This is a genomic window from Variovorax nivicola, assembly GCF_051216475.1.
Classification (GTDB): Bacteria; Pseudomonadota; Gammaproteobacteria; order Burkholderiales; family Burkholderiaceae_C; genus Variovorax.
The window spans coordinates 1,594,989-1,616,500 of record NZ_JBPJZK010000001.1; the positions used below are offsets into that span (position 1 = coordinate 1,594,989).

The window sequence follows — 21,512 nt, forward strand, 5'->3', positions numbered from 1 at the left end:
GGTCACCCTGGCGTGCGCCAGCGGGTGCGGCGTCCCGGAGGCTCAGGCTTTTTTTGGGGCGGCCTGCGCCGGGGCGATCAGCGGGCGCAGCGGCTTCACGCGCTCGATGCCGACGGGTTCTGGCGGCATGGCACCCCAGTCTTCGTCGCCTGTGCTGTTCGCTTCATCCTTGCCGTTACTGCTCCCGTCGGGCTTGGCGACTCGGGGGGTGGGGGCCGGCGCTGGAGTCGCCTCGGCTTCAGGCTTGCGCCGATGCAGCAGCACGGCCTCGGCCACGCGCTGCACGTGGTCGGTGGTGATGGCGGCAGAGCCCTCCCACGCCGCTAGTGCCCGGGCTGAGCGCAGCATCACGAGATCGGCGCGCAACCCATCGACGCCGGCCTCGATACACAGCGCACCAACCGCCTCGTGCACCGCATCGCCGTACGGCAGCGCCAATGCATCGGCCACGAGCGCCCGCGCACGAACCAGCGCAGCCGCCAGTTCGGCCTCTTCCTGTGCATGCTTCGCGCGAAAGCCCAGCGGATCGGCATCGAAAGCCAGCCGCGCACGCACGATGGCCTGTCGCTCCGCCGCGTCTCCGATGTTGCGCAGCTGTACGCACAGGCCGAAGCGGTCGAGCAGTTGCGGGCGCAGCGTGCCCTCTTCCGGATTCATGGTGCCGACCAGCACGAAGCGCGCCGCGTGCCGGTGCGAGATGCCGTCGCGCTCCACCACGTTGACACCGCTGGCCGCCGCGTCGAGCAGCGAGTCGATCAGCGCATCGGGCAGCAGGTTGATTTCGTCCACATACAGCACACCGCCATGCGCGCGCGCCAGCAGGCCGGGCGCGAACTTGAGCTCATGGCCGGCCAGCGCATGCCCGAGGTCCAGCGTGCCGACAAGGCTTTCGAGGCTCGCACCCAGCGGCAGCGTGACGAAGGGCGCACCGGGCAGCAGCTCGGCGAGCGCGCGCGCGGCCGTGGTCTTGGCCGTGCCGCGCGGCCCTTCGATCAGCACGCCGCCCAGCCCCGGATCGACAGCGGCCAGCAGCAGCGCCTGGCGCAATTGCGGCTGACCCGCTATCGCGGAAAAGGGAAAAGGCACCGGCATCGGGGCGGCAGTGGTCATCGCAGGCTTCCTTCCATCTGCTGCTCGTGGTCGAGCAACAGGTTTTCCAATTGGTTCTTGTAGTCACCGGGCGACTGCCACAGGCCGCGCTGCATGGCTTCGAGCAGGCGGCTGAGCATGTCGTGCAGTGCGCGCGGATTGTGTTCGCTCACGAAGTCGCGGGTGGCTTCGTCGAGCACGTAGGCGTCGGCCACCATCGCGTACTGGTGGTCGCCGACCACGCGCGCGGTGGCGTCGAAGCCGAACAGGTAGTCGACCGTCGCGGCCATCTCGAAAGCGCCCTTGTAGCCATGGCGCTTCACGCCGTCGATCCACTTCGGATTGACCACGCGCGAGCGGATGACGCGGCTGATTTCTTCCTTCAGCGTGCGCACGCGCGGCGCTTGCGGGTTGCCGTGGTCGCCGTGATACATGGTCGGCTGCCGGCCGCTCAGGTGGCGCACGGCGGCCACCATGCCGCCCTGGAACTGGTAGTAGTCGTTGGAGTCGAGCAGGTCGTGCTCGCGGCTGTCCTGGTTCTGCATGACGACGTTCATGGCCCGCAGGCGGCGCACCAGTGCGTCGGTGGCGGGCACGCCGTCGCTGCCCTGGCCGTAAGCGTGAGCGCTGCCGCCGACATAGGCCTTCGACAGGTCGTCGTCGGTCTGCCAGTCGCCATGGTCGAACAGCGGTTGCAGGCCCGAGCCGTAGCTGCCGGGCGCGGAGCCGAATACGCGCCAGCCGGCCTGCTGGCGCGCTTCTTCCGGCGAAGTGCCCTGTGCTTCCAGCGCAGCGGCTTCGCGGAGGATGCGTGCGCGGATCGGGTTGCGCTCGGCGTCTTCGTCTTCCTGCGCAGCGACAGCCTGCACGGCCGCATCGAACATCTGCACGGCGTTGGGAAAGGCGTCGCGGAAGAAGCCCGAGATGCGCAGCGTCACGTCGATGCGCGGACGGCCGAGGCCGACCGTGGGCAGCACCTCGAAATCGACCACGCGCTGGCTGCCCGGCGCCCACTTGGGCCGCACGCCGATGAGCGCGAAGGCCTGCGCCAGATCGTCGCCGCCGGTACGCATGGTGGCCGTGCCCCAAACCGACAGGCCCATGGCCACCGGATAGTCGCCGTGCTCCTGCATGTGCCGCTCGACCAACTGCGCGGCCGACTTGAGGCCGAGCATCCAGGCAGTGGGTGTGGGAATGGCGCGCGTATCGACCGCGTAGAAGTTGCGCCCGGTGGGCAGCACGTCGGGACGGCCGCGCGAAGGAGAACCGCTCGGGCCCGGCGGCACGAAGCGGCCTTGCAGGGCGCGAGAGAGTTGCAGCAGCTCTTGCGCACCGCAGGCATCGAGCGCAGGCGCCAGGCTTTGCGCGATACGGCCCATCACAGCGGCGGTCTTCGGCAGTTCGGGCGGGCATTCGCCCTCTTCCAGCAGGCGCTGCGCCAGCAGTTCCAGCCGTTCGCGCGTGTCACCCTGATGCCGCCATGCTTCAGGGCTCACCGATTGCAGCAGCGCAGGACGCGCGCCCTGCCAAGGCTTGGCCGCGTCGATGTCGAGCGGGTCGAAGGCATCGCCCGCCAGCAGGTCTTGCGACAGCGCGCCGAGCAGGCCGGCATTCGCACCCACGCCATCGGCAGCCGGATAGCGCGCCAGCGCCAGCAGCGTGTCGCGCCGCAGCCGCTCCTGCGGCGACGCGCCGAACACGTGCAGCCCGTCGCGAATCTGCGTTTCCTTCAGTTCGCACAGGTAGGCATCCACGCGCGCGAGCACCGCATCGTCTTCCACACCCGGCATGCCCAGCTCCTCGACCAGATGCTGCGCCCGCACCGCCGCGAGGATCTGGGCACGCAGCACTTTGGCGCGGCGCGCGTCGACCAGCAGCGCGTCGTAGTACTCGTCGACCTGCCGCTCCAGGTCTTGCATCGGACCATGGTTCTCGGCGCGCGTGAGCGGCGGCATCAGGTGGTCGACGATGACCGCCTGCGTGCGCCGCTTGGCCTGCGCGCCCTCGCCCGGGTCGTTGACGATGAAGGGATACACATTGGGCAGCGGCCCGAGGATGGCGTCGGGCCAGCAGGACTGCGACAGCGCGATGCTCTTGCCCGGCAGCCATTCGAGGTTGCCGTGCTTGCCGACGTGCACCACCGCGTCGATGGCGAAAGCCTCGCGCAGCCAGAAATAGAAAGCGAGATAGCTGTGCGGCGGCACCAGCTCCGCGTCGTGATAGCTCGCGTAGTCGGCCGCACCCAGTGTGCCCAGGGCGCGCGCAGGCTGGATGCCGACGAACACGCGGCCCAGTCGCAGGCCGGCGATCATGAAGCGGTTGTTTCGCACCATCGGGTCTTGTTCGGGCGGCCCCCAGCGCGCGTCGATGGCGGCCGCCATGCCGTCGGGCAGCTTCGCCAGGCATGCGCGGTACTCGGCCAGCCCGTAGCTCTGCCATGCCGGCCGCGCGGTCCATTGCGTGGGGTCGTTCGCGATGCCTTCCTGCAGCTTGCGCATCAGCGCATCGCCGTCGGTGGGCATCGTGCCGGGCTCGCCCAGCGCATAGCCCTCGGCCGCCATCGCTCGCAGAATCGCCATCACCGAAGCCGGTGTGTCCAGCCCCACGCCACTGCCGATGCGCCCTTCGCTACCCGGGTAGTTCGCAAGGATCAGCGCGATGCGCTTCTCGCCGGCCCGCAGGCTGCGCAGCCTGCACCAACGGCGCGCCAGCTCGGCCACGAAGGCGATGCGATCGGGCTCGGGCTGGTAGTTCACCACCTCTGTCTGCGTGAGTTCGCAGCGGTGCGACAGGCCCTTGAAGCTCACGGCCCGGGTGATGATGCGGCCGTCCATCTCGGGCAGCGCGATCTGCATCGCGATGTCGCGCGGGCGCAGGCCCTGGCTGTCGGCCAGCCAGTCTTCGCGGTTGCCGCCGCTCACGATCACCTGCAGCACGGGTGCGTCGCCGGCCAGCGCGATGCCTTCGCCCTCTTCGTTCTGCGCGCCCTGCCCCAGTGCCGCGAAGGCCGTGGTGTTGAGCACAAGCTGCACGTCATGCTCGATGCATAGCTCGCGCAGCGTGGACAGGCACAGCGGGTCTTTGAGCGAATCGAGCGCGACCGGCAGCGGGTTCAGCCCTTCTGCGCTCAATGCGGCAGCGAGCGCATCGAAAGCCACCGTGTTGCCCGAAAGCAGATGCGAGCGATAGAACACCAGCGCCACCACCGGCGCGCCCGCATGCCACCCGGCGCGCAGGTCATCGATGCCGGCCACGGTGTGGGCCGCGTCAATACCGCGCGGCACATGCAGCGCAACCTGCGGCAGGCTGCGCGGCGGCAACGGCGCCTCGCCGTGGCCCAGGCCATGAAAGGCCACCGCGCGCAGGAACTGCATCGCATTGCCCGCCCCTCCGCTGCGCATGTACTGCCAGAGCTGGTGGCTCACCACGCGCGGCGCCGTGCTGCGCGCGAGCAGGTCTTCGTCTTCCTGCAGGTCGCCGGAGAACATGGCGAGCTGCTGGCCTTTGCGCTTCGCCAGCTTTTCAAGCTGCTGCAAGCCGTAGGCCCAGGCCGATTCCGCACCCAGGTGATCGACCACCACCACGCGCGCATGTTGCAGCACTTCGTCGATGTACAGGTCGAGCGACGCAGGCTGGCGCAGGTGCATCAGGTTGGCCAGCCGCAGCGAGGGATAACCGGGGTCGGTGGCCGCCAGCGCCGTGCGCGCCGCCGCGAGCAGCGCAAGCGTGGTGTCGGCCGAACTGAGCACCACGATGTCGCCCGGCGTCTGGTCGAGCCGGGTGACAACGCTGTCGTCTTCGACGAAGCGTCCGGGCTGGGTGCTCAGCAGGTGCATGCGTTCAGGCCGTCAGGCTGCGACCGCGCTCACCTCTTCCAGCGCCTTGCGCAACACGGCCTCGTCGAGGTCTTCGCCGATGAACACGAGCCGCGTGCGCTGCGCCTCGCCATCGCGCCAGCGGCGGTCGAAGTGGTGGTCGAAGCGGCGGCCCACGCCCTGCACCAAAAGGCGCATCGGCTTGCCCGGAATGGCGACGAAGCCCTTCACGCGGTAGATGGTGTGCTGCTCGACCAGCTTGCCGAGCACTGCGAGCAGGCTGTCGCGGTCCACGGGCGGCAGCTCGATCACGAGCGAGTCGAACTCGTCGTGGTCGTGGTCTTCCTCGTGGTCGTGGTGGCTTTCGCGCAGGTGGATGGTGGCCTCGGCCGCGCGGCCCTGGCCTAGCAGCAGCGCGAGCGGCAGCCTGCCTTCGGTGGCGGCGACGATCTTGACTTCGAGCGGCAGCTCCTCGCGCACCAGTGCCTCGACCTTGGCGCGCGCGGCGTCGTCCATCAGGTCGGTCTTGTTGAGCACCACGAGATCGGCGGCCGAGAGCTGGTCTTCGAACAGCTCGTGCAGAGGCGATTCGTGGTCGAGGTTGGGGTCGGCGCGGCGCGCCTCGTCGACGGCCTCGGGGTTCTCGGCGAACTGGCCCGACGCGGCGGCCGGGCCGTCTACCACCGTGACCACCGAGTCCACGGTGAAGATGTTGGCGATGTCCGGCCACTGGAAGGCCTGCACCAGCGGCTTGGGCAGCGCGAGGCCCGAGGTCTCGATGATCACGGCATCGATGTCGCCGCGCCGCTCGGCCAGTTGCAGCATCACGGGCAGGAATTCTTCCTGCACGGTGCAGCAGACGCAGCCGTTGGCCAGTTCGTACAGCGCGCCTTCGCGCTCGTTGCCCTCGTCGTCGCAGCCGATGCCGCAGCCGCGAAGAATCTCGCCGTCGATGCCGAGCTCGCCGAACTCGTTGACGATCACCGCGATGCGGCGGCCTTCGGCGTTGCCGAGGATGTGGCGCAGCAGCGTGGTCTTGCCGCTGCCGAGGAAGCCCGTGACGATGGTGACGGGGATCTTGGCGTTGCTTGCTTGTGTCATGGGAGATGTTCTTTCAGGCGCGGAAGCGCCTGTGCCACTCCCCGAGGTAGCACCTCGTGAGCGCGGCGATGCATTGGTTGAATCAGATGGCGCTGTACAGGCGGCGCTCGACGAAGGCCGTGCCCTGCAGACGACGCCAGGCCTTTGCGGCGGCCAACACGCCCAGGTCGACCAGCGGCTCGACAAGCACGACGGTCATGTAGGCAGCGCCGAAGCTGGCGATCTGGCTCAGGTTCTCGAGCCCGGTGCCGCGTCCGTAGAGCGCCCAGAAGCCGACCCAGACCACGATGCCACCCTGGTAGGCCACAGACAGCTTGAATGCCTGCTGGTAGCCGATGTCCACGTAGGCCACGTTCTGGGGAATGATGCGCCGTGCCAGCGCGGCAGTCGCGAACAGGGGCACCAGCAAGGTGGTGACGTTCATGCCGAATTGCGGCACATCCTGCGGTTCGAAGAACAGTCCCTGGATGAGCAACCCGCCCGCCAGGCCGATGGCCGCAGGCGCCAACCCGAACACCAGCAGCAGGGTCGTGCCGAGAATCAGGTGCACCTCGGACACGCCCACCGGGTGATGCGGCAACACTTCGAAGAAGCAGAACACCAGCGCAATGGCAATGGCCGAGCGCAGCGCCAGGGCGGCAAGGCCGTCCTTCACGGCCGTATCGAAGGCCACCTTGCCCGTATAGGCGAGAGCAGCTGCCGCCGTGGCGTAGCTGAGGAAGATCTTGGATCCGTCGACGAGACCTGGTTCGATGTGCATCAAGCACCTCCTGAAATGCACCGCAGTGCGAAAGTTGATTGTTGGTTCATGGGCCTGCTTGCGCAAGCCCCTTCGATACGGCCGACGGCCGGGGCTTGCGCCGCAGCCGTCGCCAGCCGATCACGACGCCGCTGGCCGAGGCCACGGTGCCGATGATCGACAGCAGCCACACCACGACGTCCCAAGCCGGCCGGTACTGGATGAGCCAGGGAAAGTCGAGGCTGTGCGCGGCGTTGAATAGCCAGCGTCGCAGCCTCGAATTGCTGTCGTTGCTGCCGGCGACCTGGCCGCTGGCCGGGTCGATGTAGATCCAGCTGCGCGCGGGGTCGTCGAACTGCAGGCGCCACACGGGCACGATGCGCTCGCGGTGGTGGCCATACCAGTGGAAGTCTTCTCGGGTCTGCAGCGTGGCCTGGGTGATGGCGCCGGGCCGCAGGCGGGCGGCGGTGCGCAGGATGTCGTCCTTGGCGATAGAGGCTAGGTCGCCCGTGGCCGCATCGACCACCCGCACACGCGCCTTCGCGTCGCGCAGCTGCAGCAGCGGCTTGCCGTCGAACCACAGCAGCACAGCCTCGCGTGGTGCGGCGTCGCCCTCGCCTGAGGGCAACACCGCTGGCGGCCAGGGGAACGGCGAGGTGCCGGCCCCCGTGTAGCGCGCCATCGCCGCCGCATCGCCAGCCCCACGCTGGAACCAGCCATTGGGGTTCATCGACAGCCAGCCGCTGATGATCCACGTCAGCACGAAGAAGCCACCGATGAGCCCCGCGATGTGGTGCCACGCCATCCACCCGCTGTACGGCGTGACCGCGCCATTTCGGAACCTGCGCCGCAAGCGCACCCGCAGGATGCCGATGACGATGCCCGTCACGGCCGAAACGATGCATGCCGCCGACAACCACACCACAACGTCGTGCCACAGCGGCGGATCGGCGCGCAGCGGCGTGAAGTAGATCCAGTGCGGCACGGAACCCAGCCAGTTCCAGAAGCGCTCCGAACGCGTGGTGTCGCGCACCACCTCTCCGTTGCGCTGCGACACATACAGCTCCGTGCCGGCGGCGTCGCCGACTTCGATGCGGTGCAGCGGGCGCAGCGGGTTCAGGCCCTGCGGCACGGTCCACTGGTCGCGCTCCAGCGTCTCGGCCCAATGCGCACTCGTGTGACCCGAGAAAGCCCGTGCGATGGCCTCGGCCTGCGCGGCATCGACCGGGCCGGGCAGGTGGCCGTCGCGCGCCGAGACCGTGTGCCGGCCGCCGCTCGCATCGACGATGCGCCATACGGGTTCGGCGTTGATGCCGCCCTGCATCTCCAGCACCATGCGCCGCGGCGGCTGCGCGCGGGCGGCCTGCGGAAGCACATCGAGCGCGGCCGCAGGTGACACCGCCGCCTGCTCGAAACGCAACGGCGCCAGGCCTGCGAGCCGCTCTTCGTCCGTGAGGTTGGGATACCCCACATACATCATCACGACGCCTGAGAGAAACCACATGACAAACAGCAGGCAGCCGCCGATGCCCAGCCACCGGTGCGTCCAGTAGAGCCAGTGCCGGATGCCCGGCCAGGCGCGGCGCCATGCGGAAGTCATGAGAGCGTCGCTCAGAAGTTGACCAGAGCCGACAGCTCGAACGAACGCGGGCGGCCCAGCAGCCACTGGTTGCCGCCGTTCGAGAACGACACCGCGTAGCGACGGTCGGCCAGGTTGTAGGCACGCAGCGCGAACTTCAGCGACGGGTTCGCCTGCCAGCTCACGCCCGCGTCGGCCACGGTGTATGAGCCGATCTTGCGCGAGTTGGCCGTATCGACCTGGCGCGGACCGACGTAGCGCACGCCGAAATCGGCCTCCCACTGCGGCAGGAAGCGCCAGTTGAGCCAGAGGTTCGCGGCCTCTTCGGGCACGCCTGTGGGTGTGTTGCCCGCGCGCGAGACCAGGCGCCCGCTGACGACTTCGTTGAAGTCGTCATAGCGCGCACGCAGCTTGGCCACGTTGGCCTCGAGCCGCAGCGTCGAGGTGAGCGCCAGGTCGAGCGTGGCTTCGATGCCTTCGGACGACTGCTTGCCGATCTGCTGGGTGATGGTCGGGTCGGTCGCGTCGCGCGAGAGCAGCTTGGTCTTCTCGATGCGATAGGCCGCCACGGTCCAGGCGCCGCGGTTGTCGGCCAGCAGGCGCTTGTAGCCCACCTCGACCTGCCGGCCGGTGCTGAGCTCGAACGGCACCTGCGTGGCCGAGGTGGTGATGAGCGAAGTCAGCGGGTCGGCCGCGCGCGCCACCTGTGCGTAGAACGACTGCGACGCATCGGGCGCATACACCACGCCAAGGCGGCCGGTGGCGTACTCGAAGGTCTTGCCAAGGTTGTTGGCCGCGTTCTGCAGATCGGTGCGCGCCACCTTGGCATGGTCCCAGCGCAGGCTGCCCACCACTGACCACTGCTCGTTGAAGGCCAGCTTGTCTTCGGTGAAGAAAGCGTAGGTGTCGGTCTTGGTCCGGTAGCGCGGCGTGTAGGCCACGGGCGAGACGTAGTAGCCGGGGTTGAAGACGAAGGGGTCGACCACCGATCGCCCGCCGTAGGGCGAATCGTTGCTGTGCTGGAAGTTGATGTGGTTCGCGTCGAAGCCCACCAGCACCTGGTTGGCCAGGCCGAACAGGCTGTGCTTGAACGTTGCGTCGGTGCGGTTGCCGATCTGCTCCTGGTCGTGGCCGATCTCCAGGTAGTCACCGCGCGTCACGCGCCGCGTGGTGGCGTTGTAGGTGTAGGTCTCGCTGTCGCGCCAGTGGCGCTTGCTCTCCAGCCGGTAGAGCTGGTTGCGCACGGTGACGGCATCGTTGGGCGTCCACTGGGCGTCGAGCCGGGTCCACTTGTCGCGGTACTTGACTTCCGCATCGTCGACGTTGTAGTTCTGGCGCAGCGTCTGGCTGCTCAGGCGGCCGTCGATCAGCGGCACGCCGAAGTAGCGCTGCGGCGACTGGCGGCCCTCGTCGTGCGACAGCGTGAACTGCAGCTGCGGCGACACGTCGAGCCGCACGGCCGCGCCCACGGCCAGGCTCTCGGCCTGCCCGCGCTGCATGAAGCCATCGGTCTTGCGGTGGCTGATGTCGAAGCGGTAAGAGAGCTTGTCGTTGATCGCCCCGCCGCTGCCAAAGGCCACCTGGCGAGTGGCGTCGGAGCCCATCGTGACCAGCGCTTCGTTCTGGATCGGGCCGCGCGTGGGCTTCTTGGGCACCACGTTGATCGCGCCGCCGATGGCGCCCTCGCCGAACATCACCGAGGCCGCGCCGCGCAGCACTTCGATGCGGTCGACCGACCAGGTGTCGAACGGGAATGTGACGGTGCCCGCGCCCGCGTAGAGGCGCGTGCCGTCGAAGAGCTGCATCACCGAGCCGTGGCCCGAGAAGCCGCGCGCCGCCATCGCGGTGCCGCCGTTGCCGGGGCCGGGCGAGCCGGTGATGCCGGTGGCGCGGGTGGCGGCATCGATTACCGAGACGTCGCCGCGTGCGCGGATGGTGTCGCCCGTCAGCACTTCGATGCTGGCCGGCGTTTCCAGCGGCGTCAGGCCCAGGCGGCTGCCGGTGTGCGAGGGCTCGTCGATGGCCAGCGGCGTGTGCCGCTCGGCCTCGACCTGCACCGGCTTGAGGCTCTGGCCGCTGCCGTTGGCCGTTTCACCCGACGACTGCGCGAGGACCGCGGAAGGCCCGAAAACCAGCCCCAGACCCAGCGAAAGACCCGAAAGGCGTGCCCAACACAGCGGCGCGCCCCTGCTATCGCGCGCTGGCGATGCATGACCCATGTGACTTCTCCTCCGACCTGCGTCCCCGCAGGCTCCTGACCGATAAAGGACGTGGCGGAAGAGACGAAGGGACTGCGACGGTACGCGCGAGCGCGAAGCGGTGGCAGGCCCGGACACGCACTCCCGCAGCATCCGAAGGCGGTTGCGAAGGCCGGTATCCGGGCTTGCGGAGCGCCGCGGCGTGCCAATCAATCAATCAATGAATGGATGCACACCGCGGCCGAAACCCTCGCCTTCCCACGCCGAAGCGCAGTGGCTGCCCATGCCATCGAGGGGACATGAGCGTGAGGGTTTCCAGATCCGCTGACCGTTGCGGGGGCAGCGCAGGAGTTGCAGCGTCAATCAATCAAGAATGAACGACGCGGCGCACCTGCTTCCCGTTTAACCCCGTGGCCATGAGATGGCGTGCGGGGCACCTTCGAACCGTATTGCCTGGCGGGATTAATAAGAATTAACACACCAGAACGGCGGGATTATAGGGAGCGGCCTTCCGCCGAAGGCCTCGGGCGAGCCTCAGACAGGCCTTCCCTCGGGTCCGAACAGCCGCCGCATCACGGCCACGCCCGCCACCAGCGCATTCGAATAGGTGGCATAGGGATCGTGCGCGGCCTCCAGCGGCATGTAGATGTGGGAGGTCTCGCCGGGCGTATCGTCGACCGCCTCCATCAGCACCCAATAGAACTCGCCCGCCTCCAGTTCATGGACGGTGAGCGCGATGTTTCTCGATGAGGACATGGAGGTGCGAGTGGCTGACAAGGTTGTCGGTTCTTTTTTGAATGGGCGGGGTACGCACGCGGTTGACAGTGCTTTCGGGTTTCTCCTACAGAGCCCGGTGCCGGTGCGACCTAATGTTGTAGTCAGGGACCTTTCAGAAGCCTTTCCAAGAACAGGAGGCAGCATGAAGCATTTCACTCTTGAACCGGGCATGCGATCGAGCATCGGCGGAGCCTTTTATCCGACCGGCTATTCGATGGTGATGTTTCCGAATGCGGAAGACGCCGACCGCATCGGCCACCGCCTGATCGAAAAAGGCATGAGTGGCGACGAGGTCTATCTGCTTCCCGCGCAAGCGGTGCTGGCCGAGATCGCCCCGACCGCGAAGGCATCCGACAACCCCCTGCCCTCCGCCGGCACCGACGCCGCGACGGTACGCGCCTATACCAAGCTGGCGCACGACGGCCATACGGGCCTGCTGGTAAGGACAAGAGACGGCGCCGCCGCCGAACGCCTGATGGAACTGGTGCGCACCGTGCCCTATTCCATCGCACAGCGCTACCGCACGCTGGTCATCGAAGACCTCTGAGAAGAAGAGGAAGGCGGGCGTCTTCAAGCCGGCACGGCCATCGACACGGCGCGCTGGACCACATCGCGGGCCATGGCCTGGGCCAGTTCATGCTCGCCGAGGAACACGGTGGCGGAGGTTTCCTGCGTGAGCAGCCGGGCCTCCTGCTCGTTGTGGCTGCGGATCACGGTCTGGATGGTGGGGTTGAGCGTGCGCGCCGTTTCCATCATCTGGCGCACGTTCATGGCGTCAGGCGTGGCCACCACCAGCACGCGGGCGCGCGCGATGTGCGCCTGGATCAGCACGGCCGGGTCGGCCGCATCGCCCCACACGGCGGGTGTGCCGGCTTCGCGCAACTTTTCGACCAGTTCGCGGTTCTGGTCGGCCACTACGTAGGGAATGTCGTGCGCATCGAGTTCGGCCGCAATGCGGCGCCCGACGCGGCCGTAGCCCACCAGCACCACCTGCCGCGAGAGGTACTTGGCCTCGGTGGTCATGGGCAGTTCGGCCAGCGGGTCGTCGCGCGATTCGAGCCCGCGCGCGAAGGACGAACGGGCGTGCAGCCACTTCTGCATCGGCCCGATCAGGCTGAACCACAACGGGTTGGTGGCAATGGAGATCAACGCGCCCGCCAGCACCAGGCTCTGGCCTTCCACCGGCAGCAGGCCCAACGAAACGCCCAGCCCGGCCAGGATGAACGAGAACTCGCCGATCTGCGCCAGGCTGGCGCTCACCGTGAGCGCCGTGCCCAGCGGGTAGCGGAACACCAGCACCAGCGCACAGGCCGCAAGCGACTTGCCCAGCACGATGACCAGCACCACCGCCAGCACCTGCAGCGGCCGGTCGATCAGCACCGAGGGGTCGAACAGCATGCCGACCGACACGAAGAACAGCACCGCGAAGGCGTCGCGCAGCGGCAGCGACTCTTGCGCCGCGCGGTGGGCGAACTGCGACTCGCGCATCACCATGCCGGCGAAGAAGGCGCCCAGCGCAAACGACACACCGAACAGCGCCGCCGAGGCGAAGGCGATGCTCACGGCCGCGGCCACCACGCACAGCGTGAAGAGCTCGCGCGAACCGGTGCGCGTGACCTGCCAGAGGATCCACGGGAACACGCGCCGCCCCACCACCAGCATCAGCGCCACGAAACCGCCGACCTGCAGCAGCGTGAGGCCCAGCGTCTGCCACAGCGGATCGGCCGGCCCGCCCTGCTGCGCGCCTTGCCCGCCCAGCGTGCCCGCCAGCGGCGGCAACAGCACGAGCACCAGCACCATCGCCAGGTCTTCGACCACGAGCCAGCCGATGGCAATGCGACCGGTGAACGAATCGAGGATGCCCAGGCTTTCGAGCGCACGCAGCAGCACGACCGTGCTTGCCACCGACAGGGCCAGCCCGAACACCAGCGCCGCGCCGGGACTCCAGCCCCACCACAGGGCCAGCCCGCCGCCGAGCAGCGTGGCCACGCCGATCTGCGCGATCGCGCCGGGCAGTGCGATCTTGCGCACGGCCAGCAGGTCGTCGAGGGAAAAATGAAGGCCTACGCCGAACATCAGCAGCATGACGCCGATTTCGGCAAGCTGGGCGGCGATTTCCGCGTCGGCCACGAAGCCCGGTGTGAAGGGGCCGATGATCACGCCCGCCAGCAGGTAGCCGACCAGCGCGGGCAGCCGCAGCTTGGCTGCCAGGAATCCGAACACCAGCGCCAGCCCCAAGCCGGCGGCGATCGTGTTGATGAGGGAGACGCTGTGGGGCATCGCTCCATTTTGCAGGAACGATGTCTGCCCTTTTATTTCACACGGCCATCTTGTTCGGGTTCCTGGTGCGTGTGTTCGGGGTGCGTGCGAATGACACCGGGTACTCCCCTCCGCGAATGTCCCCCGCCTTCGGCTCCTCCTTTATTTCGCTGCGGGGAGCACCCGGTGCCATTCGCACATGGGCGCAGTCGTTGTGCTGGCCGATTAGCCGGTGCTCTGAACGATCACGCCGATGGGGTGCCTTGCGCAGCGAAATAAAGGAGGAGGCCGCAGGCCGGGGGACATTCGCGGAGCAAGGTACCCCGTCGGCGTGATCGCGCCCCGAACCATGCCCTTCGTCCTAGCCAGCCATCTTGCTGGTGCGAGCAGCATCGAGCACTTCGGGTTCCTGCGACTCCACCCAGCTCTCGTTGTTGAGCCCCGCCTGCAGCCGCGTTTCGTCGAGCTCGTTGGTCCACTTGGCGACCACGATGGTGGCCACGCCGTTGCCGATCAGGTTGGTCAGCGCGCGCGCCTCCGACATGAAGCGGTCGATGCCCAGGATCAGCGCAAGCCCCGCCACCGGCACATGGCCCACGGCCGACAGCGTGGCCGCCAGCACGATGAAGCCGCTGCCCGTGACGCCCGCCGCACCCTTCGAGGTGAGCAGCAGCACGGCCAGCAGCGTGATCTCTTGCGTGAGCGTCATCGGCGTATTGGTCGCCTGGGCGATGAACACCGCCGCCATCGTCAGGTAGATCGAAGTGCCGTCGAGGTTGAACGAGTAGCCGGTCGGGATCACGAGGCCCACGCAGGTCTTGTTCGCGCCCAGGTTCTCCATCTTCTCCATCATGCGCGGCAGCACCGATTCGCTCGATGACGTGCCCAGCACGATCAGCAGTTCTTCCTTGATGTACTTGATGAACTTCCAGATGCTGAAGCCGTGGAACCTTGCAATGAGCCCCAGCACCACGAAGATGAACAGCAGGCAGGTCAGGTAGAACGTGCCCATCAGCTTGCCGAGCGAGAACAAACTGCCCAGGCCGTACTTGCCAATGGTGAAGGCCATCGCGCCGAAGGCACCGATGGGCGCCAGCTTCATGATGTAGTTGACGATGCCGAAGAGCACGTGCGAGCCCTTCTCGATCACATCGAACACCAGCGTGCCGCGGCCGCCGAAGCGGTGCAGCGCAAAGCCGAACAGCACCGCGATCAGCAGCACCTGCAGGATCTCGCCCTTGGCGAACGCATCGACGAGCGTGTTGGGAATGATGTTCAGGATGAAGTCGACCGTGCCGGTCATCTTGCCGGGGCCGGTGAAGGAGGCAATCGACTTGGTGTCGAGCGTGGCCGGGTCGACGTTCATGCCCGCGCCGGGCTTGAGTACGTTGACCAGCACCAGCCCGACCACGAGCGCGATGCTGCTGACCACCTCGAAATACAGCAGCGCCAGGCCGCCGGTCTTGCCAACCTTCTTCATGTCTTCCATACCGGCGATGCCCACCACCACCGTGCAGAAGATGATCGGCGCAATGATCATCTTGATCAGCTTGATGAAGCCGTCGCCCAGCGGTTTCATCGCTTCGCCGGCCGCAGGATAGAAGTGGCCGAGCAGCACGCCGATGATCACCGCGGTGATCACCTGCACGTAGAGCGAACGGTAGAGCGGTAGCTTTTTGGCGGATGTGCTTGTTGTGTTTTCCATTGCTTGCCTCCGGAGGGTTGAGAACTGTAGGACGCGTGTCGGCGGCTTTCTATCCGTGGAATCCGCATCGATCAAATGAAAAAACCCGCCGAAGCGGGTCTTGTCGATCAGGTGTAGGTCAGCATGCTTAATGCATGTGCAGGCCGCCGTTGACCGAGAAGTCGGCCCCCGTGCTGTAGCCGCCTTCGTCGGTGGCGAGCCACGCGATGATCGAGGCGATTTCGCTCGGCTCGCCCAGGCGCTTGACCGGGATGGTGGCCACGATCTTGTCGAGCACTTCCTGGCGGATGGCCTTGACCATGTCGGTGCCGATGTAGCCCGGGCTCACGGTGTTGACCGTCACGCCCTTGTTGGCCAGCTCCTGTGCCAGCGCCATGGTGAAGCCGTGCATGCCGGCCTTGGCCGCCGAGTAGTTGGTCTGGCCCGCCTGGCCCTTGGCGCCGTTGACCGAGCTGATGTTGATGATGCGGCCCCAGCCCTTTTCAACCATGTCGCCCACCACCTGCTTGGTGACGTTGAACATGCTGTTGAGGTTGGTCTCGATCACCGCGCTCCAGTCTTCGGGCGTCATCTTCAGGAACATGCGGTCCCGCGTGATGCCGGCGTTGTTGACCAGCACATCGATGGCGCCGTGCGCTGCCTTGGCGGCGGAGAAGGCCTCGACGGTGGATTGCCAGTCGCCGACATTGCCGACCGACGCGTGGAACTCGAAGCCTTCGGCTTTCTGTTCGGCCAGCCACTTGGCGTAGTCGCGCGTGGGGCCGCAACCGGCGATCACGGTGAACCCGTCCTTGTGCAGACGCTGGCAGATGGCTGTTCCGATGCCACCCATGCCCCCGGTGACATATGCAACTTTCTTGCTCATAAGATTTCCTTTGTGTACGTAGCAAAAGCCTGAACGGCCACCTTCACTCTAGCGAGTTTCAAGCCTGCGTCCTCTGAGGAAAACACTGAGCCAAGCTTGCAACCAGCTGTCACGAAGAGCGGCCTTCGTGCCCAGCCTCTATCCTCGCACTGTCTGTTCTTGTGCAAGCCCGTGCAAGCGGCAACACCCAAGGAGTTCGAAAGTATGAATTTCGGGATCATCGTCTTCCCCGAGGTCGAGGAACTCGACTTCGTCGGCCCCTGGGAAATGCTCACCATGTGGAGCAAGCTGGCCGGCGGTCCCGAGCACTGCCTGATCGTGGCCGAAAAGCGCGAACCGGTGGTCTGCGCCAAGGGCCTGTCCATCAACCCGCACGTGTCCTTTGCCGATTGCCCGCCGCTCGACTGCCTGCTCGTGCCCGGCGGCATGGGCACGCGCCGCGAGGTCGACAACCCAGCGATGACGCGCTTCCTGGCCGACCAGGCGCCGGGCTGCCAGACGCTCATGTCGGTGTGCACCGGCGCTTTCGTGCTGCACGCGGCCGGGCTGCTCTCGGGCAAGACCGCGACCACGCACTGGGGCTCGCTCGACCGCCTGCGCGCGCTGGGCGACGTGAAAGTGGTCGAGCAGCGTTTCGTGCGGGACGGCAACGTCTGGACCTCGGCCGGGGTATCGGCCGGTACCGACCTGATGCTGGCCTTCATCGCCCACACCGCGGGCGAGGAAGCCGCGGCCCGGGTGCAGTTGCAGGCCGAGTACTACCCGGCGGACACGGTCTACGGAGACACGGCGAGCCACGAGCGCGCGCCGGCATACGTGAAGCGGCCCGGCTCCCGCTTCCGGGCGCCATGACTGCGCCCGCCCTGCCCGAACCGCTGCCGGTGCTCGCCGCGCGCATCGGCAAGACGCTCCGCGCACGGGGCCAGACGGTCTCGGTCGTCGAGTCCTCGGCCGGCGGCCTCGTGTCAGCTGCGCTGCTTGCCGTTCCGGGCGCGTCGGCCTACTTCCGCGGCGGCGCCGTCGTCTATTCGCGGCGCGCCGGCCGGGCGCTGCTGGGCCTGACCGCTGAAGACATGACCGGCATGCGCGGGGAAACCGAGCCCTACGCCCTGCTCGTCGCCGGTCGGGTGCGCGACACCCACCACTCCACCTGGGGCATCGCCGAAAGCGGCGCGGCCGGCCCGTCAGGCAGCCCGTATGGCGATGCACCGGGGCACGTGTGCATCGCAGTGGTCGGCGCGGTGACGGTGAGCCGCACCATCGAGACCGGCGACACAGACCGGCCGGCGAACATGGACGTGTTCGCGCGGCACCTGCTCGCGCTGTTCGACGAGACGCTGCGGACGCAGCCAGAGCCACCGCCCGCCTGAACGAAGGATCAATCCGCCTGCACGCCCGCCGCGCGGATCACCTTGCCCCACTTGGCGACCTCTGCCGTGAGGTGCGTGCGCAGGCTTTCCGGCGTCTGCTTGTCCAGCGGCACGATTTCCGAGCTGAGTTCGGCAAGGCGGTGCTTGACCATGTCGTCCTGCAGCGCGGCGCGCAGGGCGACGTTAAGCTTCTCGATCACGGCAGGTGGCGTGCCCTTGGGCGCATACATGCCGTGCCACACCCGCACGTCGAAGCCCTTGAGGCCCTGCTCGTCCAGCGTCGGGATGTTGGGCATGCTCGACAGGCGCTGAGGCGTGGTCACGCCGAACACCTTCACGCGGTTGCCGTCCTTGATGACCGGCGCGGTCTGCGTGGTCTGGTCGCACAGCAGGTCGACCTGCCCGCCCATGAGATCGTTGAGCGCCGGGCCGGCGCCCTTGTACGGCACCGTCGTCAGCTGCACGCCGATCTGGTTCATGAACAGCAGGCCGCACAGCTGCGACACCGCACCCACGCCCGCATTGGCCAGCGTGACCTTGTCCTTGTTGGCCTTCACGTAGGCCAGCAGCTCCTGGTAGTTGTTGGCCGGAAAGTCCTTGCGCGACAGCAGCGTCATCGGCACGTCCAACACCTGGCCGATGTATTCGAAGTCTTTCAGCGGGTCATAGTTGAGCTTCTTGTAGAGCGCGGGCGCGGTGGCCATGCCCATGTGGTGGATGAGGATGGTGTAGCCATTGGGCGCCGCCCTGGCCACCCGCGTGGGCGCGATGGTGCCGCCCGCGCCCACGGTGTTCTCGACGATCACGGTCTGGCCCAGCGACTTGCCCATGGGAATGGCCAGCATGCGCGCCACCACGTCGGTCGGGCCGCCGGCGGAGTACGGCACGACCATGGTGATGGGCTTGTCGGGCCACGCGGCTTGTGCTGCGGCGGGCGATTGCAGGGCGAACAGGCAGGCACCGGCCGAGGCCGCGAGCAGGGCCTTGAATTTCCAGGTCTTCGCTTTTGTCGTTGTCTTCGTTGCTGTCACTTCTTTGTCTCCTATGGTTATGGGTGTTCTGTCAGGGCGTCGGCTGGTCTTCGAGCGCCAGCAGGCGTTCGGCCAGGCGCACCACGGGCGCATCGACCATCCGCCCGTCGAGGCTGACCACGCCGCCGCCCGATGCGCGGATGGCTTCGACCACGCGGCGGGCCCACGCCAGTTCGTCGGCGCTGGGGCCCAGTGCGGCATGCACTGGCGCGACCTGATCGGGGTGAATGCACAGCTTGGCGCCGAAGCCGCCGCGCCGGGCGCGTGCGATGTCGGCGGCCAGTCGTTGGCCGTCGCGCCAGTCGGGCGTCACGCCGTCTATGGGCGCTGGCAGGTTGGCGCGGCGCGAGGCCAGCAGTAGCGCGAGGCGGACTGGCACCAGCTCGGCTTCGTCCGCGTCGCAGGCCAGGCCAAGATCGGCCTGGAAATCGAGATTGCCGAACGCGAGCCGCAGCACCTGCGGGCCGGCCGCGAGTTCATCGACCGCCGCCAAGCCCGCGGCTGATTCGACCAGCGGCACCAGCAAGCCCCGTGGACCGACGGCCTCGGCCAGCCGGCGCAGGTCGGCCGCGCGCTCCGCCTTCGGCAGCACGACACCGGCAATCAGGCCTTGCGCCACCAGCGCGCCAACCTGCGCGCAGTCATCGTCATGCCACGGCGTACCGGCGGCATTGATGCGCACCAGCAGGCGTTGCCGGCCAATGTCGGGCAGCGTGGCGAACGAAGCGGCGAGCTCGTCTCGCGCCACCACCTTGCGCTCCGGCGCCACCGCATCCTCCAGATCAACGATCACGCCTCCCGCCCCAGTGGCCAGCGCGCGCGCATGGCGCTCGGGCCGGTCGGCCGGCACGAAGAGAAAGGCACGTGCCAAGGCGAGTGTGCTCACACCGCCCTCGCCTCGCGCAGCGCCGCAATGTCCGCCTCGCTGCGCCCGAGGCTGCGCAAGATCGCCTCGGTGTGTTCTCCAACAGCCGGGATCGCGTCCATGCGGTAGTCGAACGCACTCTGGCGCCCGGCCGGCAGCAAGGCAGGAATGTCACCCGCCGGCGAACCCACCTGCCGCCAGCGCTCGCGCGCCTGCAACTGCGGATGAGCCCACAGGCCGGCCATGTCGTTCATGCGGGCGTTGGCGATCTGCGCTGTGTCGAGCCGCTCCAGCACCTGCGCCGTGCTCAGCACGCCGAAGGTCTCCACGATGATCGCGCGCAGGGCCTCGCGGTTCTCGTTGCGCCGCGCGTTGCTGTCGAAGCGAGCGTCGGCCGCAAGCCCCGCCTGCAGCAGCACCTTCTCGCAGAAGGTGCGCCACTCGCGCTCGTTCTGCAGGCCCAGCATCACGGTGCCGCCATCGCCGGCAGGGAACGGTCCATACGGATAGATGGTCGCGTGCGAAGCGGCACTGCGCGGCGGCGGGGGTGCGCCGTCGTAGGCGTAATACATCGGGTAGCCCATCCACTCCGCGAGCGATTCGAGCATCGACACGTCGATATGCGAACCCTTGCCGGTCTTTCCGCGCTGGAGCAGCGCCGCGAGGATGCCGGTGTACGCGTACATGCCCGCCGCGATGTCAGCGATGGAATTGCCCGACTTGCACGGATCGTCCGGCGTGCCCGTGACCGAGAGAAAACCGGCCTCGCTCTGGATCAGCAGGTCGTAGGCTTTCTTGTCGCGGTACGGGCCGTCTTCGCCGTAGCCCGAGATGTCGCACACGATGAGCCTCGGGTGCTTCGCCTGCAGCACCTGCGCGCCGAGCCCCATGCGCGCGGCGGCGCCGGGCGCGAGGTTCTGCACCAGCACGTCGGCATCGGCCACCAGCTCCTGCAGCACGGCGAGCGCGGCGGGCTGCTTCAGGTCGAGCGTGAGGCTTTCCTTCGAGCGGTTCACCCACACGAAGTGCGAGGCCTCGCCGCCCACGCGGGCGTCGTAGGCCCGCGCGAAGTCGCCCACCTCGGGACGCTCCACCTTGATGACGCGCGCGCCGAGGTCGGCAAGCTGGCGGGTGCAGAACGGCGCGGCAATCGCGTGTTCGAGCGAGATGACGGTGATGCCGTCAAGAGGTCTTGTCATGTGTTCTTTCTCCCCTCAGGCCAGCACAGCCGTGGCCTGCATCGTGAGCCAGCCGTCGGCGTCTTCACTCCAGAGGCTGAATGTTTTTCCATCGGCGCCGGGCTTGCCATGCACGCTGAACGGCGCGATGTCGAATGTCGGTCGCACCGCACGGAACTCGAAGCGCGCGAGCTGCGCGCCCGGCACGTTGCGGCGCAGCAGGTCGACCAGTAGCGTCGCGATCAGCGGGCCGTGCACGATCAGGCCCGGATAGCCCTCGACCTGCGTCACGTAGCGGCGGTCATAGTGGATGCGGTGGCCATTGAAGGTGAGCGCCGAGTAGCGGAACAGCAGCACGTCGTCAGGCGCGATGTCGCGGCTGAAGGCGGCGTCCTTCGGCGCGGGCGTGGGTGGCGGGCCAGCTTCGCCCGGTTGCGCGGCGGCGCGGTAGACGATGTCGTGCTCCTCGGTCAGCGCAAGGCCGCGCTCGTTGCGCACCTCGTGGCGCACGAGCACGAAAACCAGCTCGCCGGTGCGGCCTGCCTTGTGCGTGACAGATGCGATGGTCGAGGTGCGCTCAATCTTGTCGCCGACCTGCAGCGGATTGCCCGGCTCCCACGCGAGCCGCCCGCCGGCCCACATGCGGCGCGGCAGCGGCACGGGCGGCAGGAAGCCTCCGCGCTTCGCGTGACCGTCGTCGCCGATCTCGGACTGGCGGTGGTGCGGCAGGAAGTAGAGCCAATGCCACAGCTCGGGCAGGCGCGTGCCGGCTTCGGGCGGCGCATCGTCGCGGTCGAGCGTGGCGGAGAGCGCGCGCACGGGCGCAGCGGTGATGTCGTCGGCCAGCGTTTCGCTGCGGCCTTGCCAGGCTTGCAGCTTCGCCAGTGTTTCGCCGTCGATCACGGAAGGGGTCGTGGGAGTTTCGTTAGACATGTATTGCT

At 67.6% G+C, this 21,512-nt stretch carries 17 protein-coding genes and 1 riboswitch; of the genes, 3 read left to right on the plus strand and 14 right to left on the minus strand.

Annotation, left to right across the window (positions count from 1 at the left end):
- Positions 1–42: 42 nt before the first annotated feature.
- From ACSFBF_RS07685 to ACSFBF_RS07715, 7 genes are all read right to left on the minus strand, one after another.
- Entirely contained in the window at positions 43–1,110 is a 1,068-nt protein-coding gene (locus tag ACSFBF_RS07685) for a magnesium chelatase ATPase subunit I (RefSeq protein WP_435465708.1), read from the minus strand.
- A complete protein-coding gene (gene cobN / locus ACSFBF_RS07690) occupies positions 1,107–4,925 on the minus strand; it encodes a cobaltochelatase subunit CobN (RefSeq protein ID WP_435465709.1) in 3,819 nt (1,272 codons plus the stop codon). Before cobN ends, ACSFBF_RS07685 begins: the two co-directional genes overlap by 4 nt.
- 12 nt (positions 4,926–4,937) lie before the next feature.
- Positions 4,938–6,005: a cobalamin biosynthesis protein CobW gene (gene cobW, locus ACSFBF_RS07695; RefSeq protein ID WP_435465710.1), complete on the minus strand. Its 1,068-nt coding sequence runs from the start codon at positions 6,003–6,005 to the stop codon at positions 4,938–4,940.
- Between the two features lie 82 nt (positions 6,006–6,087).
- Complete coding sequence (locus ACSFBF_RS07700) at positions 6,088–6,765, minus strand: energy-coupling factor ABC transporter permease (protein ID WP_435465711.1); 678 nt, start codon at positions 6,763–6,765, stop codon at positions 6,088–6,090.
- Positions 6,766–6,811: 46 nt separating this feature from the next.
- Positions 6,812–8,344 (minus strand): PepSY domain-containing protein, encoded by a 1,533-nt coding sequence (locus ACSFBF_RS07705; RefSeq protein WP_435465712.1) that lies wholly within the window; start codon positions 8,342–8,344, stop codon positions 6,812–6,814.
- Positions 8,345–8,355: 11 nt separating this feature from the next.
- Positions 8,356–10,542, minus strand: coding sequence for a TonB-dependent receptor (locus ACSFBF_RS07710; protein ID WP_435465713.1), 2,187 nt, complete (start codon positions 10,540–10,542; stop codon positions 8,356–8,358).
- A 132-nt stretch (positions 10,543–10,674) separates the two neighbouring features.
- Positions 10,675–10,976: riboswitch (cobalamin riboswitch) on the minus strand.
- 79 nt (positions 10,977–11,055) lie between these two features.
- Positions 11,056–11,277 carry a hypothetical protein gene (locus ACSFBF_RS07715; RefSeq protein ID WP_435465714.1) on the minus strand — a complete coding sequence of 74 codons (222 nt, stop codon included), beginning with the start codon at positions 11,275–11,277 and terminating at the stop codon, positions 11,056–11,058.
- Between the two features lie 163 nt (positions 11,278–11,440).
- Between ACSFBF_RS07715 and ACSFBF_RS07720 the strand changes: the two genes are divergently transcribed.
- Positions 11,441–11,845, plus strand: a complete 405-nt coding sequence (locus ACSFBF_RS07720) for a hypothetical protein (RefSeq protein WP_435465715.1) — start codon at positions 11,441–11,443, stop codon at positions 11,843–11,845.
- 23 nt (positions 11,846–11,868) lie between these two features.
- On the opposite strand, the gene ACSFBF_RS07725 is transcribed toward ACSFBF_RS07720, so the two are convergent.
- The 3 genes from ACSFBF_RS07725 to phbB form a co-directional block, all read right to left on the minus strand.
- Positions 11,869–13,578: a cation:proton antiporter domain-containing protein gene (locus ACSFBF_RS07725; RefSeq protein ID WP_435465716.1), complete on the minus strand. Its 1,710-nt coding sequence runs from the start codon at positions 13,576–13,578 to the stop codon at positions 11,869–11,871.
- A 340-nt stretch (positions 13,579–13,918) separates the two neighbouring features.
- Positions 13,919–15,262 carry a dicarboxylate/amino acid:cation symporter gene (locus ACSFBF_RS07730; RefSeq protein ID WP_435465717.1) on the minus strand — a complete coding sequence of 448 codons (1,344 nt, stop codon included), beginning with the start codon at positions 15,260–15,262 and terminating at the stop codon, positions 13,919–13,921.
- A 127-nt stretch (positions 15,263–15,389) separates the two neighbouring features.
- Positions 15,390–16,127, minus strand: a complete 738-nt coding sequence (gene phbB, locus ACSFBF_RS07735) for an acetoacetyl-CoA reductase (RefSeq protein WP_093052606.1) — start codon at positions 16,125–16,127, stop codon at positions 15,390–15,392.
- A gap of 204 nt (positions 16,128–16,331) precedes the next feature.
- On the opposite strand from phbB, the gene ACSFBF_RS07740 reads away from it, so the two are divergent.
- Together ACSFBF_RS07740 and ACSFBF_RS07745 are read left to right on the plus strand one after the other, a co-directional pair.
- On the plus strand, positions 16,332–16,979 hold the full coding sequence (locus ACSFBF_RS07740; protein WP_435465718.1) for a DJ-1/PfpI family protein: 648 nt from the start codon (positions 16,332–16,334) through the stop codon (positions 16,977–16,979).
- The gene (locus ACSFBF_RS07745; protein ID WP_435465719.1) at positions 16,976–17,497 is read left to right on the plus strand and encodes a CinA family protein; all 522 of its coding nucleotides are present in this window, start codon (positions 16,976–16,978) and stop codon (positions 17,495–17,497) included. Before ACSFBF_RS07740 ends, ACSFBF_RS07745 begins: the two co-directional genes overlap by 4 nt.
- Positions 17,498–17,505: 8 nt before the next feature.
- On the opposite strand, the gene ACSFBF_RS07750 is transcribed toward ACSFBF_RS07745, so the two are convergent.
- From ACSFBF_RS07750 to ACSFBF_RS07765, 4 genes are read right to left on the minus strand one after another with little or no spacing between them, the layout of a single operon-like run.
- Positions 17,506–18,528, minus strand: a complete 1,023-nt coding sequence (locus ACSFBF_RS07750; RefSeq protein WP_435465720.1) for a tripartite tricarboxylate transporter substrate binding protein BugD — start codon at positions 18,526–18,528, stop codon at positions 17,506–17,508.
- A 31-nt stretch (positions 18,529–18,559) separates the two neighbouring features.
- Positions 18,560–19,414, minus strand: coding sequence for an HpcH/HpaI aldolase/citrate lyase family protein (locus ACSFBF_RS07755; protein ID WP_435465721.1), 855 nt, complete (start codon positions 19,412–19,414; stop codon positions 18,560–18,562).
- Positions 19,411–20,592: a CaiB/BaiF CoA transferase family protein gene (locus ACSFBF_RS07760; RefSeq protein WP_435465722.1), complete on the minus strand. Its 1,182-nt coding sequence runs from the start codon at positions 20,590–20,592 to the stop codon at positions 19,411–19,413. The genes ACSFBF_RS07755 and ACSFBF_RS07760 overlap by 4 nt, the downstream gene beginning before the upstream one ends.
- A gap of 15 nt (positions 20,593–20,607) precedes the next feature.
- On the minus strand, positions 20,608–21,504 hold the full coding sequence (locus tag ACSFBF_RS07765; RefSeq protein ID WP_435465723.1) for an HTD2 family dehydratase: 897 nt from the start codon (positions 21,502–21,504) through the stop codon (positions 20,608–20,610).
- Between the last annotated feature and the right edge of the window lie 8 nt (positions 21,505–21,512).